Here is a 15,021-nt window from a genome sequence, read left to right on the forward strand (position 1 = left end):
GTCGGTCACATCTCCTTCTGCAGTACGGAAAGCGCGGCGATGAGCTCCGCCTGCGGCTCCGGCGCCACTTCGAGCGCGTCGAGGGGAGCCAGCCGCCGGTCCCGTTCCCCGTGCAGTACGTCGTCGATGTACGTCGCCACCAGGTCACCGCCCTTGTCGCGCAGCCGTAGCGCGCCCTGCGCCCCGACGCGCTCCGCGAGCCGCTCCCCCGCGACCCGGGTGCGGTGCCCTCCGAGGAGGACGGCGGCCAGGAGCGCGGCGATGGTCTCGGGGTCGGGCGCGGCGTTGCGTTCGAGGAGCCGTACCTCCTCCTCGGCCAGTTCCTCCACGACCCGGCGCCACCGCCGTACGGCCATCCCGATCCGCTCGGACACCTCCCGGTCCGGCCCCGACGTCCGGACCGCCGCGGACGCCGGCTCGCGCCGCCACGCCTCCGTGACCTGCTCGTCGGCGGCGGCCACGGCGCACTGGAGCAGCGCGGCCAGGCTCTCGACCAGTGAGTCGAGCAGTTCACGCGCCGAGCTGTCCCTCGGGTATCCGCGCCAGCGCGTCCGCGCGTCCCCCGCGAGCACGGCCCCGGCCTTGAGCCGCTTGCGCACCCGCTCGCGCTCGGCCGCGTACGCCTCCTCCACGGCGCCCGTGAGGCGCACGGCGGCGGCGTACTGCGCCGCGACGGCGCCCGCGAGTTCGGGCATCCGTACGTTGAGCGAGCCGATGACACCGGCGGCGGTGCGGACGACGGCCTGCTGCCGGGCCGCCGGATCCCGGACCCGGTGCGTCAGCCAGGCGAGCAGCGGCGCGACGGCCGTCGTGGGCAGCAGCCCGGTGCCGCCGCCGGCCGACTCGGGCAGTTCGGGGATGGTGAAGCGCGGTACGTCGCCGAGGCCCGCCTTGGTGAGCAGAGCCGCGTACTGCCGTGACACCTCGTCAATCACCTGGTGGGGCACGCGGTCCAGGACGGTCACGAGCGAGGCGTCGTACTCCTTCGCCGTACGGAGCAGATGCCAGGGCACCGCGTCGGCGTACCGGGACGCGGTGGTCACCATCACCCACACGTCGGCGGCGCAGATCAACTCGGCGGCGAGAACGCGGTTCCGTACGACGAGCGAGTCGATGTCCGGCGCGTCCAGGAGCGCGAGGCCGCGGGGCAGGGCCACGGCGGTGTCGATGCGGAGCGCCTTCTCGTCGTCCCCGCTCCAGGCCCCGGCCGAGCCGTCCTCCTCCTGCTGCGTCATCCAGACACGTGTCAGCTGCGGAAGGACGCGTACGCCGTCGAACCAGTGGCAGTCGTCGGGGTGGCACACCAGTACGGGTGTACGGGTGGTCGGCCGGAGCACCCCCGCCTCGCTGACCCGGCGTCCCACAAGGGAGTTGACGAGTGTCGACTTCCCGGCCCCGGTCGAGCCGCCCACGACGGCGAGCAGCGGCGCCTCCGGGTCCCGGAGCCGTGGCACCAGATAGTCGTCGAGCTGCGCGAGCAGCTCCTCCCGGGTCTGCCGGGCACGCGGAGTCCCGTCGAGAGGGAGTGGAAGACGCACGGCGGCGACACGGTCGCGCAGCGCGGAAAGTGCGTCGATCAGCTGAGGCCGTACGTCCAAGGTCACCACATGCGAAGAATGCCCAACTTTGGAGCCTTTTTGAAGCGTATAGACATCTCCTGCGCGCCGGTCCAGCACGGGGGACAGACGGGACGAGTGGGGCACAGGCATAACGAGTGCACAACACCCGCTGCTTCAGGCGCGAAAAGCACTGCACGAATCGCACCTGCCTGCGATTATCGGTTCGCTTCACCGAACCTCCACATCGTGCCACGCAGGTGAAGCAACCGGGCCAGGGTGAGCGGAGCCCTATCCTTGTCCCGGCACAGGTCGCGGACCGCACGGACTGCCCCACAGGCACTCCGGGCCCCCGAGGCCACGTTCCGGCCCCCGTAGCTCAGTGGATAGAGCAGGCGCCTTCTAAGCGCTTGGCCGCAGGTTCGAGTCCTGCCGGGGGCGCCACCGACACCCTGTCAGACGGTCCATGTTCTCGCAGGTCGGAGCGGATACGACACCCCTCCCGCCGGGAAAACGGACGCTTTCCCTCCGCGCATGCGAAAGCCCGGTCGAGAGCAGCCGGAGTCTGGCTGGAAGCAGGGCTTCCGCAGACCGTGTCAAGGGCGCGTTCCCGCACTCCGGGTACCCTCCGAAGCCGCGAGCGGGGCTCGCACCGGCGCGAATGAGACGCCCTCCCCGGGAGGGCGGCCGGGGGCAGCCGCCGTCCGCGCGCGGCGTGCGCGCCCCGGCCGGTCCCGATCGGCGTCGAAGTCTCCAGCGAGAAGCGGGCTCCCGATCCGAAGGATTTGAAGATCGCATTCCGTTTGTGAAGGGACCCGCCAGGCCGAGCGGACGGACAGCGGTCGTCCGTCTCACATGGCGGGCGACCCGCCGGTTCCGCGAGGCGCCGGAAGCTCCTTCCCAAGGCGGGCGAGGGGCGAGAACACCATGGACACCGGAGACAGGAAGAGGCCGACGACGGTCAGCAGAAGGCTGGTTCGGGGACCCCAGCCCGCCGCCAGAACGCCGCCGAGCAGGGAGCCGAGCGGAGTCAGCCCCATGCCGACGAAATTGAGGGTCGCGACGGTCCGGCCCTGTATCGCCGCCGGTGTGATCGACTGACGAGCGGCCATGACCGTGACGTCGACCAGCTGGGTGAAGACGCCGAAGAGGAAGTTGATCACCATGAGGCAGGCGATCGTGAAGCCGCTGGAGCCGTGCAGAGCCGGTACGAAAAGCATCACGCCTTCGGCGAGTGCGGCCGATGACACGAGCACCACGCCGTAGCCGAGCCTTCTCGGCAGCCTGGCGGAGAGTACGGAGCCCACGAGCGCGCCCGGACCCATGGCCGCGAGCACCAGCCCCACCTCCGCGCCCGACAGCTGAAGCGTGCGGGGCAGGAAGAGCAGATAGACCGTCATCAGGGCCGCGAAGAAGAAATGGAAGAGGGCCGAGGCGAGGGCCACGGCCCGCAGAGACGGATCTCCGCCGACAAAGCGCAGACCTTCGAGGATCTGCTTCCGCATCCGGGCCGGCCGTGCTGCCGGGGGCCGTGCGACGTGATTCCCCATCGCCTCCTGAGGACGTATTCGCCGGATCGACAGGAACGACAGGGTGAAGAAGAACGCGCCGGCGACGACGGCGATCGGCGCCGAGAGAAGCGACACCAGCGCGCCGCCGAGCGCGGGGCCGCCGATCTGCGCGGCGGATCTGCTGCCCTCCAGCGCGCTGTTTCCCTGGGCCAACTGATCGCGTCTCACCAGTCGTACGAGAGCGGCCTGATAGGCCACGTCGAAGAAGACCGTGAGTACGCCGATGAGGAAGGCGAGGACGAGCAGCACCGGCATTCCCAGTACGCCGAGGAGAAAGGCGACCGGAATGGCGGCCAGGGCCACCGCTCGGCCGAAGTCCGCCCGCACCATCACGTCGCGGGACGACCGCCAACGGTCCACCCACACACCGACGAAGAGCGAGAGCAGCAGGATCGGGACCTGCTGGACCGCGCGCAGGGCGCCGAGTTGGGTGGCGTCGGCGTTCAGCGCCACGACGGCGAGGAGGGGCAGGGTCACCTGGCCGGCCTGCGCGCCGAACTGCGAGGCGGTCTGGCCCGCCCAGAGACTGCGGAAGTCGCGGTCCCGCCAGAGGCTCGGCGAATCCGTCGGTTCGGGGGCGGGCGGCCTCATCGCCGGCCTCGCGACGGGAGGGCGGACGGGGCGGACAGCGCGGATGGCACACGCGGCGCACAGGGCACAGGAACTCCTTGAGTTCACCGAGAACGAAAACCGCCGAAATGGGGCGGGGAAGAGGCTCGCTGTGCCGCGGCTGGAACGGGCAGCACGCGATGACGGGTCGGTCGCGACCTAGGACGTCAACGCGCGCTCGGGTGACCGGGCATATCTCGATTCCTTCCGGGTGAGTTGGTGTGACTCGGTGGACTCAACGGATGCAACGGACGCAACGTGCGCAACGGACTCATGCGGCTCGAAGGACTCAGTGGTCCGCGGTTCATGGCTGCCCGCTACCCCCAGGTGAGCGGGTCGAGATGGAGATAGAACGCCTCCCGGTCACGGTCGAGCGCGATGCCGTACCGCTCGGCGAAGGCGTCGTCCGCGGCGTACGCCTGCCGGTCATCGGCCCATGTCTCGCGGGAGTTGGCGAGAAGCAGGGCGATGTCGGCGTACGGGTCGGCCCGGCCGAGCCGGCCGAGATCGATGAAGCCCGCCACGTCCAGGCTCTCCGGGTCGAGAACGATATTGGGCAGGCAGAGGTCCCCGTGGCAGACGACAGCCTCGGCGGCCTCCTGGGCGAGGCGCTGTTCGACCTGGGGGACGAGGCGGGCGAGCAACTCGTCGGGCGGCGTGCGCCGCTGCTCCTCCGGCAGGAATTCCGGACTGACCGCGCCGCGCGCGACGACGTCCCGCGCGGTGGCGAACATCCGGGTGAGGTCGCGGTCGAACGGGCAGGCCCGCACCGGCACGTCGTGCAAGAGGCGGACGGCGTCGGCGATCCGCTCCCACGCCGCGCGCAGTTCCGGAGCCGTGACCTGATCGCCGGGGATGCCCCGTACGGCGCTCGTCACCAGGCAGGCGGCATCCTGGGTGACCAGCCAGTCGAGTACACGCGGACCCGGGATGCCCTGCCCGCCGAGCCATTCGACGCGGTCGCGCTCCTCCTCCAGGGAGGAGGTGGAGGCGGCAGGCACGCACTTGGCGTACAGCGCCTTCCGCGAACCGTCACCGGAGCGGAAGACACTGGCCTCGGACTCGCCGTCCGTGACGGGCTCCCAGGGGCCGTCGTGGGCGGCGGCGAGCAGCGGCCGGAACATCGCATCGATCACGGCAGTCACAGTAACCAGCGCGAGCCTCGTCGCACCTCGCATTAAACGCGGGGCGCGGGAGTACGTGGCCGGGGCTCTCCCCCCGTGGAAGAACCCCGGCCACCGATCGAGGGCTCACGCCCCGCGCAGCGCGTCCGACGCCATCCCGCGTACGCGTTCGTCGCCGACCGCGATCATGTACGAGCCCAGTCGGCGTACTTCCGGAGCCGCGGAGCGGTGCAGAACCGACACCGCGTGCACCAGCGCCCGCCGTGAGGGCTCGACCTCCAGGACGGTCGTGGCGAGCCGCGCGGCGAGGACCCCGTCGACCAGCGCCACCGCGACGGCGAGATCGACGAGTTGAGTGGCCAGGTCGAACCTCGGCCGCGCCTCGACCGTCCCGGTCAGGGAGCCGACGCCTCTCTCCACCGTCTCCGCGATGTCCGTGCGGAGCAGTCGCACGGTCGACTCGTCCATGAGATCGCCGAGTTGGTCCTCGAAGTACTCGGTGTCGGCGATTCTCACGAGTGCCTGGAAGGCCGAATCCCGCTGCGGGACCGTTCTCTTCTCCTCCGCCATCTCCCTGCTGTCGCCCAAGGCAACGGCGAGTTGGGCGAAGGTGCTGTCCACCGAGAACTTCCGGTCGACGAGCACGTCGTACCAGGGCGCCCGCTTTCCGCACAGCGCGGCCTCGACCACCGCCTGATATCCGGCGAGCTCTCCCCAGGTCGTCAGGGCCACACAGGCAAGGAAGCGCTCCTTGCCGGGCGCCGCCCGGTCGGTCATCACGGCGGTGAGCCCCGGCACCCTCTCCCGGTGCTCGGGGTGGTCGAGTCCGCCGTAAATTATCTCGTCCGTGTCGGACGTCGGACGACGGTCGAAGTCAGTACCGAGCAACTGGTCCAGCCTGGCCATCGCCGACCCCCCTTCGTAAACGACTCCGCTTCCCTGCTGTCCCCGTCATCGTCATCGTCATCCCCGTGATCACCGGTCTCCTGAACGTCCCTCGCGCGTCAGCGAATTGGCCACGTCACCACACGTACATCTGGAGCACCACGCACCTTAGGCCGGGCCCGGGGCCCAGAGACAGGGCTCAAGGGCCCAGGGAGGGCCCAGGGTCCCCCTACATATTTCTCGGGTCCCGTCCAAGGGCCCCCGGAGTAGGGGGTCGATTGGTCCCCGATACGGGCTCCCGATTGGTCCTGGTGACCGGACCGCCGAGGCGGTCGGATGGGAGGAGACGGTCGGCCGGGGACGGTTTCGCCTCCCGAGGACCCGGCCCCCCGGCCCCCGACCGCGACTCCGACTCCTTGATCTCTGGAGGACCCACGCCGTGAACAGCGCCGCGACCGAAGACTTCGACCGATGGATCAGGAGCGACTTCGTCGCCCTCAACACGCGGCTGGAGGAGGCGTACTTCGCGGCCGGGGCGCAGATTCTGCACGACCGCCCGGAACTTGAGGCGGTCAAGCGGAGGATCGGCCGCGAAGGCGCCGCACTGGTCGGGCGGATCAGTGAGAGCGGTTCGCGTCGCTCGGCGCCCCTGCCCGACGAGGAGCGGTACGAACTCCTGGGCTCGGTCGGGCTCTATCTCGGCTCGTGCCGGCGCCATGAGATCGAGGGGCCCCAGTCTGCTGTCTGGCCGCTCGCCCAGGCCCTCGCGTCGTCCCTCGGTGTCGCACCGCGACTCGTCTTCGCCCACCAGGTTCTGTACAACCGGGCGGTCGGGGACACCTTCCGTACCTTCACCTCCCTCGACGACGAACGCCTCTTCATCCTCTACAACGGTCTGTCGGTCCTGGCGTACCAGCGCACGGCCGCCGCGCTGGGACGTATCCCGGGGGTCGGGGTCTCCAGCCCGCTGACGGCGTATCTGCTGCGGGAGGCGCGGTCGGGGCTCGACGACGTCCTGGATCTGGGCAGGACGCTGAGCAGGACGCTCGACGTCGACCGGTTCTTCCTCAACATCAGGCCGTACTTCAAACCGCATCACGTGGGCGGCGCGGAGTACCGGGGCGTCAACGCCGGCGACTTCGCCGCGATCAACTCGATCGATGTGCTGCTCGGCCTCTGTTCGCCGTACGACCCCTTCTACCAGGCGCTGTTGACGGAGAAGTACCCGTACCTGGCGCCCGAGGACCAGGCCACGCTGCGGGCCACCGTGACCACCGAACCAGTGCTGGACGCCTTCCTCCGGGAGACGGAGGCGTGTCCTCCGACGCCGCAACTGCGCGACAACGCCGAGCTGTTCCTCACCGTCTGCCGTCTGCACGGCGCCGCCTCCGCCTTCCACCACCACCGGCTCGTCGTCCCCTTCCTCCAGGCTCCCGCCGAGCGCGCGCGGCAGGAACAGGGGGCCGAGGCGGCCGATCTGACGACGAGCGGGCCGCCGCTCCATGTGGTCATGGGCACGCTGGCACGGCTGGTCGACCTCAGGACGGCGCGCCGACGGCCGGGGGCGGACAGCGGCGCGCGGTCGGCCCTCGACCGACTGCGGCACGCACTGGACACCGCCCCGAGCACGGCCCCGCCAACCGCGCCCGGTGCCGCGCCGACCGGTCAGGCGGCCTTGGCGACGCCCAGGGGCCAGACGGCGAAGCCCGTCCCCTTGGCGAGCGATATCAGCTCGTCGGCCCGGCCCGCGCGCACGCACGCGACGGGGTAGCAGTCCGACTCGATGTCGAGCACGACGAGCGCGGCGCCGACCTCTCGGTAATGCCGGCCGCACGCCTCAAGGAAGTCATGGGTCGGCAGGTCCCACTCGCCGTCGTCGAGGAGCACCCAGGGGTCGGCGGACGGGCGCGACGCCAGCCCGTTCAGCCGGAACCGGATCTCGTCCGTGCCTTCCTTCCAGTCGAACTCCGCGAGCAGTCCGTGCTCGGTGAGCGCGTCCACGAGCGCTATCCACGCAAGCCCCGGAAACGGCTCCGTGATGCCTCGGTCGTCCAGCCGGTCCCCGTACGTGCTCACATACCCCTCGGGGTCGGTGTGGGCGCGCCGCGTCTGGTCGGCGACGGAGGGCTGGTCGGGCGCCAGCAGTGACGCCACCGCGGTCAGGGAGTCGAGAACTCCACCGGCGGCGGAACCGGGTCCGGACATGGCTGTGCTCCTCTTGCGGGCATGGGTGGACGAGTAGTCGGGCGCGTGTCGTTCGGCACCTGAAAACACCTTGCCACAGGGGTACGACAACGGCCCTCGGCCCCGGCAGGCACGGGCCCCGGCCCCCGTGGACCGCGAGATGGGGTGCGCCGATCACGGCGGACGACCAGCGGCGGACGCGTTGTCGCCCGTGGCCCAGCGACAAGTGGCCCGCGCCACACCAATACCCAGGTGTAACCGGCGGGCCGTAGGGCATTCGCACTCCAGGTCCCGCCGCGTTTCCCCCGTCGCGGCGGGGCCGCCTACTTCTGGCGGGACGTCCCATCGGTGTGCGGGCCCGTGTCCTCGCCCGGCCCGGACGGGTCCGCTGTGCGCGGAACTATGGTGGCGACGTAGTCCTCGATGGTCGTGTCCAGACCCACGTCGTGCCCGGCGCTCTCCGACAGGTACCACCGGTGTTCCAGCAACTCGTGGTAGATCTGCGCCGCGTCCGTCGTCCGGCGCAGCTCCAGCGGTACGGCCCGTACGGTCGGCCGGAACACATCGCGTACCCAGCGGTGCGCCAGGACCTCGGGGCGCGCGCCCAGCGGGTCGCCCGGCGCGTAGTCGTCCTGGCCGGCCATCCAGCTCTCCAGGTCGTTGAGCAGACGCCGCGACTGGTTCTCCTCCGCGTCCAGGCCCGTCAGACGCAGCAGTTGGCGCTGGTGGTGACCCGCGTCCACCACCTTCGGCAGGAAGGTGACGGTGTCGCCCATCGGCGACCGCTCCATCTGCATCTCCGCGACATCGAAACCCAGCTCGTTGAGCCGACGGATCCGGCGGTCGATGTAGTGGCGCTTGTCGACCGGGTAGACGGATTCACGTGTCAGCTCGTGCCACAGGTCCTCGTAGCGCCGTACGATCGCCGCCCCGAACGGCACGGGGTCGACCGACGGATGGAGCGACCCGGCGGCCTCCAGGTCCATCAGCTCCCCCGCGATGTTCACGCGCGCCAGCTCTATGTCGTAGTCGCGCTGGCCGGGGCTGAGCGTGGGCTGGATCTGGCCCGTCTCGGCGTCCACCAGATACGCGGCGTACGCGCCCGCGTCACGTCGGAAGAGCGCGTTCGACAGCGAACAGTCGCCCCACGCGAAGCCGGTCAGATGCAACCTCACAAGAAGGACGGCGAGCGCGTCCATCAGACGCCTCACCGTGCTCGGGCGCATGGTCGACTCGAACATCGAGCGGTACGGCAGCGAGCCCTTGAGGTGCCGCGTGATCAGCGCGGACTCCAGCGGCCGGCCGGCCGCGTCGACCCGGCCCGTCACCACCGCGACCGGGTCGACCGCGGGTATGCCCAGCCGGTGCAGATCCCTGAGCAGCCCGAACTCGCGCACCGCCGGACGCTCGGCGATCTCCTTGACCGCGAGAACCTCGGACCCGGCGGACGCGAAACGCACCACGTGCCGCGAGATACCGCGCGGGAGCGCCACCAGGCAGTCGTCGGGCCACTCTTCGAGCGGGATGTCCCAGGGCAGGTCGAGGAGCACGGCCGGCTGCTCCGGGTTGGTCGCGCTGATCTGGAGCGCCATGCCGCCCGCCTCCGAGGTGGGTTGTCGACTTCCTACGTTCCCGGGTTCCCCGGGCCGACCTGGACGAGCGCGTGCGTTCCGCTCGTACGCCAGGCCCGGTTCGCGCCGTCCTGGGCGCCCCCGGCCGCGTCCGCCTCTTCGAGTCGCGCGACGGTGCGCGGGTCGAGACCGACGATCACATCGGACTTCAGGGTACGCAGGGCCACCACCGGCCCCGGGAAGTGGGCCGTACGCGCGGCGAAGGACGCGGTCGGCGGCCAGAGTCGGTCACCGACGAGGCGACGGTAGTTGAGGTCGCCCTTCACGATCGTCAGGACGCCGCCCGCCAGCTCCCGCCGCAGATCGTCGGGCATCTCGCTGTACGGGAACGGCGCGCAGTAGAAACCGTGCGCCCGTACGGCGAGCCGCCCGTCGCCCATCGCGGCCCAGAGCCGCTTGCCCGCCTCGCCCGCGCTGCCGGACGCCTCGGCGATACGGCGGGCACAGTCGACGACGTCGGCCATGGTCGCGTCGGAGACGTAGTACGGATACGGCTTGACGTGCAGGACGACCGCGTCGGCGCGTCCCGTGGTCAGGAGATGGTCGATGAGGACGAGATCGGGGATCAGCTCGCGGCCGGAGTTGTCGGCGATGACATGGACGGTCCGCGCGGAGGCGGACGAGCCACCGGTGGAGAGCCCCGCGGCCGGCGTCCCCTCCGTAGGAAGCAGCGACCACAGCGCCTCGCTGTCATCCGCGACAAGGGGCGGCGGGTCCCCATCACCCTGCACGGCGTCGGCGGTGTCCGCCGTGCCGGTTGAACCGACCGCGAAGCCGAGGTCCGCGCGGTTGCCCCAGAGCGACGCCTGGAGGTACGCGGCGGCCCGCTCCGCCACCGGCCGTTCCGCGAGGGCGTCCAGCGCCGCGAGTTCGTCGTCGACGAGCGAGCCGCGCAACTCGGCCCGTTTGAAGGGCGCGAACGGGTCGGTGCCGTGCCAGGGCCCCGGCGCGAAGTAGCCGACGGCGTCGAGGAGCCGACGGTAGAAGTAGCTCTCGGACCAGAGGAACGGCACGTCGAACCAGGACCGGCCGAAGTACTCCTCGCCCCACACGTCCCACTGCTCCCGGTCGTGCGCGTCCGGGCCCAACGGTTCGATCACGCCCTCAGTACAGGAGCGGAGCAGCGCGTCGAGCGCGCGGTGGCGCTCCGGGGACCACGGGAAGGCGTCCCGTACCTGCTGGATGAGGGCGGGGTGGCGCTCGGCGAGCACACTCCGCGCGAACGAACCGGGTGCGCTGCTCACGATCATTGACGCGTCATCCGCAACTGGCATGGCTTCCCTGTCCTCCGGAGCTGGTCGGTGTCGCCTCGGTCGTCGCCTCGCTGTCGCCGCCGGTCACGGGGACGGCGACCGTCGCACCGTACCCTCCACCATTTCGCCCGGTGGTCATGTCACCGTCGCCCCGCCCGGCCCCTTGTCAGGGCACCCTGTCTCCCTGTGGATGTCACCGAACACGCCCGCGCCCTTCTGGAGCCCGTACCCGCCCATCGCACGGCCGGTATCGAGGTGCTGCGGGCGGCCGACGGAGCGGCGGAGGTCGCGCTCACCACTCCCCACGAGCTGACGAACGTGATCGGGTCGCTGCACTCCGGCGGGCTGGCCGCGCTGATCGACGCGGCCGGACTCGCCGCGATCATCGCGGCCGGGGAGAGCGAGGACGCGTTCCGGGGAGTCGTACCGCTCGGCGCGCGCGCCTCTTTGGAGTTCCTCGCCCCGGCGCGCGGGCGGCTCGTGGCGACGTGCCGTCTGGACGACGAGGCGTCGCGGGCGCTGCGCCCCGTCCTCGCCCGTGAGACGGACCGCGCCCGGCTGACCACGCGCACCGAGGTCGTCGACTCATCGGGGACGCTGGTGTGCAGGGGCAGTTTCGAGTGGAGCGTACGCAGAACTACTCACGCGCCGCCCGAGTAGCCGCGCGGATACCGAGGGCCACGCTCCGGACCGACGCTGTTGCGCATGACGAAGACGAGCACGACCCAGGAACCCCGGCACCGTTCGAACACGGCGTCCCGGAAGCGGACCGGTCCCCTCAACCGGGTGCGCTGGGCGGCGATGCGTGCCCTCCTCGGCACCGTCGGCCGGGCGAGCGCCGGGATCCGCATCGGATTCCGGCACGGCTTCGACAGCGGATCGATGCTGGACTACGTGTACGTCGACAAGGCCGGCGGCTTCCCTGTCGTGGGACACCTCATCGACCGCGTCTATCTGAACGCGATCGGATGGCGTGCGGTCCGGGCCCGCCGCGAGTTGCTGAAAGACGTCCTCCGTAAGGAGATCGCACGGCGCGGCGGTGGGGACGGTGGTGTGCGCGTACTCGACGTGGCGTCGGGGCCGGGGCGCTATCTCCAGGACCTGCTCGCCGAGTACGCGCCCGGCACCCTCCACGTCGAATGCCGTGACATGGACCGCGCGGGTCTCGCGCAGGGCGAGCGCCAGGCGGCCGAGCGAGGGCTGACGGGGATCTCGTACGCGTACGGAGACGCTCTCGACCCCGCGCCGGGCTCTCCCGCGCCCGACCTCATCGTGGTGTCGGGGCTCTACGAACTGCTCCTGGACGACTCCGTCATCGCCGCGTCTGTCGCGCGACTGCGCGGGATGCTCGCACCGCGCGGAGCGCTGGTCTTCACGACTCAGACCCGCCACCCTCAGTTGGAGTTCATCGCGAACGTGCTGCCGAACCGTGAGGGCGTTCTGTGGGAGATGACGTGCCGTCCCGTGGAACTGGCCGAACAGTGGGCCGCTCAGGCCGGGTTCAGGGAGGTCGCCAGCCGGCGGGAGTCGGTGGGGCTGTTCACGGTCACGACAGCGAGGCGCTGACGATCAGGGCGAACCCGGCGACGGCGAGGAGCGTGCGGACGGCGTGGAAGCGGTTCCAGCGGCTCTCGAAGGCCTCGCGGACCGCTGTGTCGGGGTGGGTCTCGGGTGACGCCTCGGAGGACGCCAGGGCGTTGTTGAGCGGGATGTTGCCCGCCACGGTGACGACGTGGTTGAGGACCACACAGATCAGGCCGGCCACCAGCAGCCACAGCTGGGTGTCCGAGCGGTCGTCGACCGGGACGGCGAGCGCGGCGACCGGGAAGGCCACCTCGGCGAGGAACACGAGCAGGAACAGCCCGCGCGGCACCTCCTCGTTGAGCCGGCGCATGGCCGTCACGAACTGGCCGTCCGTCAGCCGGGCCATCGCGGGCATGATCCCGGTGAGGAAGATCAGCATCATGCCGGCGTAGAGACCGGTGAAGACGACGGCGAGCGCGAGCAGGACAGAGGCCATGCCGCACATCATGGCGCGTGGCCGGGGACGGCGCAGCTCCCTTTCCGCGGATGAACCGCCGAAGGGGAGCCGCGCCGCCCGCGAACTTGCCGGAACCACACCGGAACCGGCGCCTGCACCGGGCCGGGGACCGGTCCCGGCCCGGCTCACGCTCCCGTACAGGCCCTTGCTCCCGTAGAGGCTCGCGCTCAGCCGCGGGCGCGGCCCGCCTGATCGATCGCCTCCGCCAGCTCCTTCACCGCGCCGTCCTCGGTGGAGGAGGCCAACGTCCGTGCCCGCTCCTCCAGTTCGCCGAGATCGGGCACAGCGGGCAGACCTCCGTAGGACAACGTCTCGTCCGCCGACTCCCCCCGCAGAGACTCGGCGAAGTACGCGGCGACGGCCGTGACCTGGAGCCGCGGCTTCGCGTCGCCCCAGAGCCGGGCGTCGACCGCGCTCGCGCCGACGGAGCCGGACCGCTCGCGCGGCGCCCGGGTCTCGGGATCCAGCCACCGCACGGTCGCCCTCGCCACCTCGCCGCTCGCACCCGGGCGCAGCTTGACGGCGTACAGAGCCGTCACCGTGTGCCCGGGGCCGACCTCGCCGCCGTCGACCCGGTCGTTCCGGAAGTCCTCGTCGGCGACCGCCCTGTTCTCGTAGCCGATCAGCCGGAAGCTTTCGACCGCGTCACGGTCGAACGCCACCTGGGCCTTGGCGTCCCTGGCGCGCAGTTCGACGTTCATGGGGAGCTGGTCGACGAAGACCTTCCTGGCTTGTGCCTTGTCGGAGACGTACGTGGTGTGTCCGTCGCCCCTGTCGGCCAGCTGTTCCATCAGGGCGTCGCCGTAGTCGCTGCCGACACCGACGCCGAAGAGGGTGATGCCGTGCTCCGTCCGTTCGTCCTCGATGCGTTCGAGGATCGCGTCGGCCTCCGTGTCGCCGGTGTTCGCCAGCGCGTCCGAGAGCAGGACCACCCGGTTGGTCGCTCCGCTCCTGCGGCCTTCGACGGCCTCGTCGTAGCCGGTCTCGATGCCCGCCCCCACGTTGGTCGATTCGGCGGGTTCCAGCTCCTCGATGACGTCGTGGATCCGGGAGCGGCTGTCGGCGACGCGGGTCATCGGCAGCCGGGTCTCGGCCCGGTCGCTGAACGTGACCAGCGCGATCGAGTCGTCGCCGCCCAGCTCGTCCGTAAGGATGCCGAGTGATTCCTTGACGAGGTCGAGGCGGCCGGGCTCGGCCATGGAGCCGGAGATGTCGACGACGAACGTGAGCGCGGCCGGCGGGCGTTCGCCCTTGTGCTCGGCCTGACGGGTGGCCAGCCCGACGCGTACGAGGGACCAGTCGCCCTCGGCCGTCGGCGCCGCCGCGCCGTCGACCGTGACGGAGAAGCCGTCGCCCTCGGGGCGTTCGTAGTCCTGGCGGAAGCTGTTGATGAACTCCTCGGGCCGTACGGTGCCGGGATCGGGCAGCCGTCCCTCGCCGAGGGTGCGGAGCGCGTATCCGTAGGAGGCGGTGTCGACGTCGAGGGCGAACGTCGACAGATAGTCCGGCTCGGGTGCGAACCGCCCGTCCGGCTGGTCGGCCCGCTGTTCCTGCTCGCCCTCCTGCCGCCCCTTCCCCTGCTCGACACCGTCCGCAGGGCCTGCGGCACCGGCGCCCGCCGTGGATCCCGAGCCGGCTCCCGCGCCGGGTGCTTCGCGCGCCGGGGCGTCGATCGACTTCGCGTCCCGCGCGCCGTCGGCCGAGCAGCCGCCGAGGAGCAGTCCGCCCGCCAGCAGCACGACCGTCCCTCCCCGGTACGTCCGCGTGCGGAGCCTCACATTCGTTCGGAGCCTCATCCTCGTTCGGAGCTTTGTCACGGTCCCCCCTGGAATCGTCAGCACTTGTGAATGTGACGGTCGAGAGGGCCCCCCGGACCGGCACCGGAGGTTGCGGATGAATCTCAATGAGGCAACGGGCCAGGGGAGTTGCCCCTCGTCCCCCGGGCGCCTTCCGCGCTCTTGGCCCGAAGTCGTGTACCGGCCGCCGCCGTTGATGCGTGAATCGACGGCGTTGGCACGAAGTCGCCACTCTCTGAACTGGCCTTGTCACGGTGTGCAGTCTCATGAGTACATTAAGTGGCGTACGGCTCCAAGGGGATGGCGGGGGTGGTCAGCCGTGGCACATGTACCAGGTTCAGTACTCGACAGGTCGGCGCTGCCGGGCCGCG

General features: G+C 70.8%; 12 protein-coding genes and 1 tRNA gene. 4 read left to right on the forward strand and 9 right to left on the reverse strand.

All coding sequences use genetic code 11. The features are described from left to right. Positions 1-5: 5 nt before the first annotated feature. Positions 6-1,598, reverse strand: a complete 1,593-nt coding sequence (locus ACFWU9_RS24925) for a dynamin family protein (protein ID WP_384322100.1) — start codon at positions 1,596-1,598, stop codon at positions 6-8. Between the two features lie 326 nt (positions 1,599-1,924). On the opposite strand from ACFWU9_RS24925, the gene ACFWU9_RS24930 reads away from it, so the two are divergent. Continuing rightward, positions 1,925-2,000: transfer RNA gene (locus tag ACFWU9_RS24930), tRNA-Arg, on the forward strand. A gap of 407 nt (positions 2,001-2,407) precedes the next feature. On the opposite strand, the gene ACFWU9_RS24935 is transcribed toward ACFWU9_RS24930, so the two are convergent. From ACFWU9_RS24935 to ACFWU9_RS24945, 3 genes are all read right to left on the reverse strand, one after another. Beyond that, on the reverse strand, positions 2,408-3,718 hold the full coding sequence (locus ACFWU9_RS24935) for an MFS transporter (RefSeq protein WP_384322009.1): 1,311 nt from the start codon (positions 3,716-3,718) through the stop codon (positions 2,408-2,410). 335 nt (positions 3,719-4,053) lie between these two features. Further along, positions 4,054-4,860, reverse strand: a complete 807-nt coding sequence (locus ACFWU9_RS24940) for an APH(3'') family aminoglycoside O-phosphotransferase (protein WP_384322102.1) — start codon at positions 4,858-4,860, stop codon at positions 4,054-4,056. A 126-nt stretch (positions 4,861-4,986) separates the two neighbouring features. Beyond that, positions 4,987-5,766 (reverse strand): hypothetical protein, encoded by a 780-nt coding sequence (locus ACFWU9_RS24945; protein ID WP_384322011.1) that lies wholly within the window; start codon positions 5,764-5,766, stop codon positions 4,987-4,989. A gap of 418 nt (positions 5,767-6,184) precedes the next feature. Between ACFWU9_RS24945 and ACFWU9_RS24950 the strand changes: the two genes are divergently transcribed. Beyond that, positions 6,185-7,516, forward strand: a complete 1,332-nt coding sequence (locus ACFWU9_RS24950; protein WP_384322013.1) for a monodechloroaminopyrrolnitrin synthase PrnB family protein — start codon at positions 6,185-6,187, stop codon at positions 7,514-7,516. Here ACFWU9_RS24950 and ACFWU9_RS24955 read toward each other — a convergent pair. The 3 genes from ACFWU9_RS24955 to ACFWU9_RS24965 form a co-directional block, all read right to left on the reverse strand. After that, complete coding sequence (locus tag ACFWU9_RS24955) at positions 7,411-7,950, reverse strand: DUF6630 family protein (RefSeq protein WP_384322015.1); 540 nt, start codon at positions 7,948-7,950, stop codon at positions 7,411-7,413. The two genes, ACFWU9_RS24950 and ACFWU9_RS24955, sit on opposite strands and share 106 nt — an antisense overlap. Before the next feature lie 302 nt (positions 7,951-8,252). Then, positions 8,253-9,521, reverse strand: a complete 1,269-nt coding sequence (locus ACFWU9_RS24960) for a DUF4032 domain-containing protein (protein ID WP_384322017.1) — start codon at positions 9,519-9,521, stop codon at positions 8,253-8,255. A 32-nt stretch (positions 9,522-9,553) separates the two neighbouring features. Beyond that, on the reverse strand, positions 9,554-10,834 hold the full coding sequence (locus ACFWU9_RS24965) for a damage-control phosphatase ARMT1 family protein (RefSeq protein WP_384322019.1): 1,281 nt from the start codon (positions 10,832-10,834) through the stop codon (positions 9,554-9,556). A 165-nt stretch (positions 10,835-10,999) separates the two neighbouring features. Here ACFWU9_RS24965 and ACFWU9_RS24970 point away from each other — a divergent pair, with 165 nt between their 5' ends. Together ACFWU9_RS24970 and ACFWU9_RS24975 are read left to right on the forward strand one after the other, a co-directional pair. Further along, complete coding sequence (locus tag ACFWU9_RS24970; protein ID WP_384322021.1) at positions 11,000-11,473, forward strand: PaaI family thioesterase; 474 nt, start codon at positions 11,000-11,002, stop codon at positions 11,471-11,473. A gap of 45 nt (positions 11,474-11,518) precedes the next feature. After that, complete coding sequence (locus tag ACFWU9_RS24975; RefSeq protein ID WP_384322023.1) at positions 11,519-12,379, forward strand: class I SAM-dependent methyltransferase family protein; 861 nt, start codon at positions 11,519-11,521, stop codon at positions 12,377-12,379. On the opposite strand, the gene ACFWU9_RS24980 is transcribed toward ACFWU9_RS24975, so the two are convergent. Together ACFWU9_RS24980 and ACFWU9_RS24985 are read right to left on the reverse strand one after the other, a co-directional pair. Beyond that, on the reverse strand, positions 12,360-12,833 hold the full coding sequence (locus tag ACFWU9_RS24980) for a DUF1772 domain-containing protein (RefSeq protein WP_384322025.1): 474 nt from the start codon (positions 12,831-12,833) through the stop codon (positions 12,360-12,362). The genes ACFWU9_RS24975 and ACFWU9_RS24980 overlap by 20 nt on opposite strands. Positions 12,834-13,021: 188 nt before the next feature. Continuing rightward, the gene (locus ACFWU9_RS24985; RefSeq protein ID WP_384322027.1) at positions 13,022-14,650 is read right to left on the reverse strand and encodes a von Willebrand factor type A domain-containing protein; all 1,629 of its coding nucleotides are present in this window, start codon (positions 14,648-14,650) and stop codon (positions 13,022-13,024) included. Positions 14,651-15,021 lie beyond the last annotated feature (371 nt).

Source organism: Streptomyces sp. NPDC058653, from assembly GCF_042716895.1.
In the GTDB taxonomy this organism is placed as follows: domain Bacteria; phylum Actinomycetota; class Actinomycetes; order Streptomycetales; family Streptomycetaceae; genus Streptomyces.

Excerpts from the sequence above, each read along its gene's own strand:
- ACFWU9_RS24935 (WP_384322009.1), bottom strand. The coding sequence starts at position 3,718 with ATGAGGCCGCCCGCCCCCGAACCGACGGATTCGCCGAGCCTCTGGCGG.
- ACFWU9_RS24940 (WP_384322102.1), bottom strand. The coding sequence starts at position 4,860 with ATGTTCCGGCCGCTGCTCGCCGCCGCCCACGACGGCCCCTGGGAGCCC.
- ACFWU9_RS24945 (WP_384322011.1), bottom strand. The coding sequence starts at position 5,766 with ATGGCCAGGCTGGACCAGTTGCTCGGTACTGACTTCGACCGTCGTCCG.
- ACFWU9_RS24955 (WP_384322015.1), bottom strand. The coding sequence starts at position 7,950 with ATGTCCGGACCCGGTTCCGCCGCCGGTGGAGTTCTCGACTCCCTGACC.
- ACFWU9_RS24960 (WP_384322017.1), bottom strand. The coding sequence starts at position 9,521 with ATGGCGCTCCAGATCAGCGCGACCAACCCGGAGCAGCCGGCCGTGCTC.
- ACFWU9_RS24965 (WP_384322019.1), bottom strand. The coding sequence starts at position 10,834 with ATGCCAGTTGCGGATGACGCGTCAATGATCGTGAGCAGCGCACCCGGT.
- ACFWU9_RS24975 (WP_384322023.1), top strand. The coding sequence starts at position 11,519 with ATGACGAAGACGAGCACGACCCAGGAACCCCGGCACCGTTCGAACACG.
- ACFWU9_RS24980 (WP_384322025.1), bottom strand. The coding sequence starts at position 12,833 with ATGGCCTCTGTCCTGCTCGCGCTCGCCGTCGTCTTCACCGGTCTCTAC.
- ACFWU9_RS24985 (WP_384322027.1), bottom strand. The coding sequence starts at position 14,650 with ATGAGGCTCCGAACGAATGTGAGGCTCCGCACGCGGACGTACCGGGGA.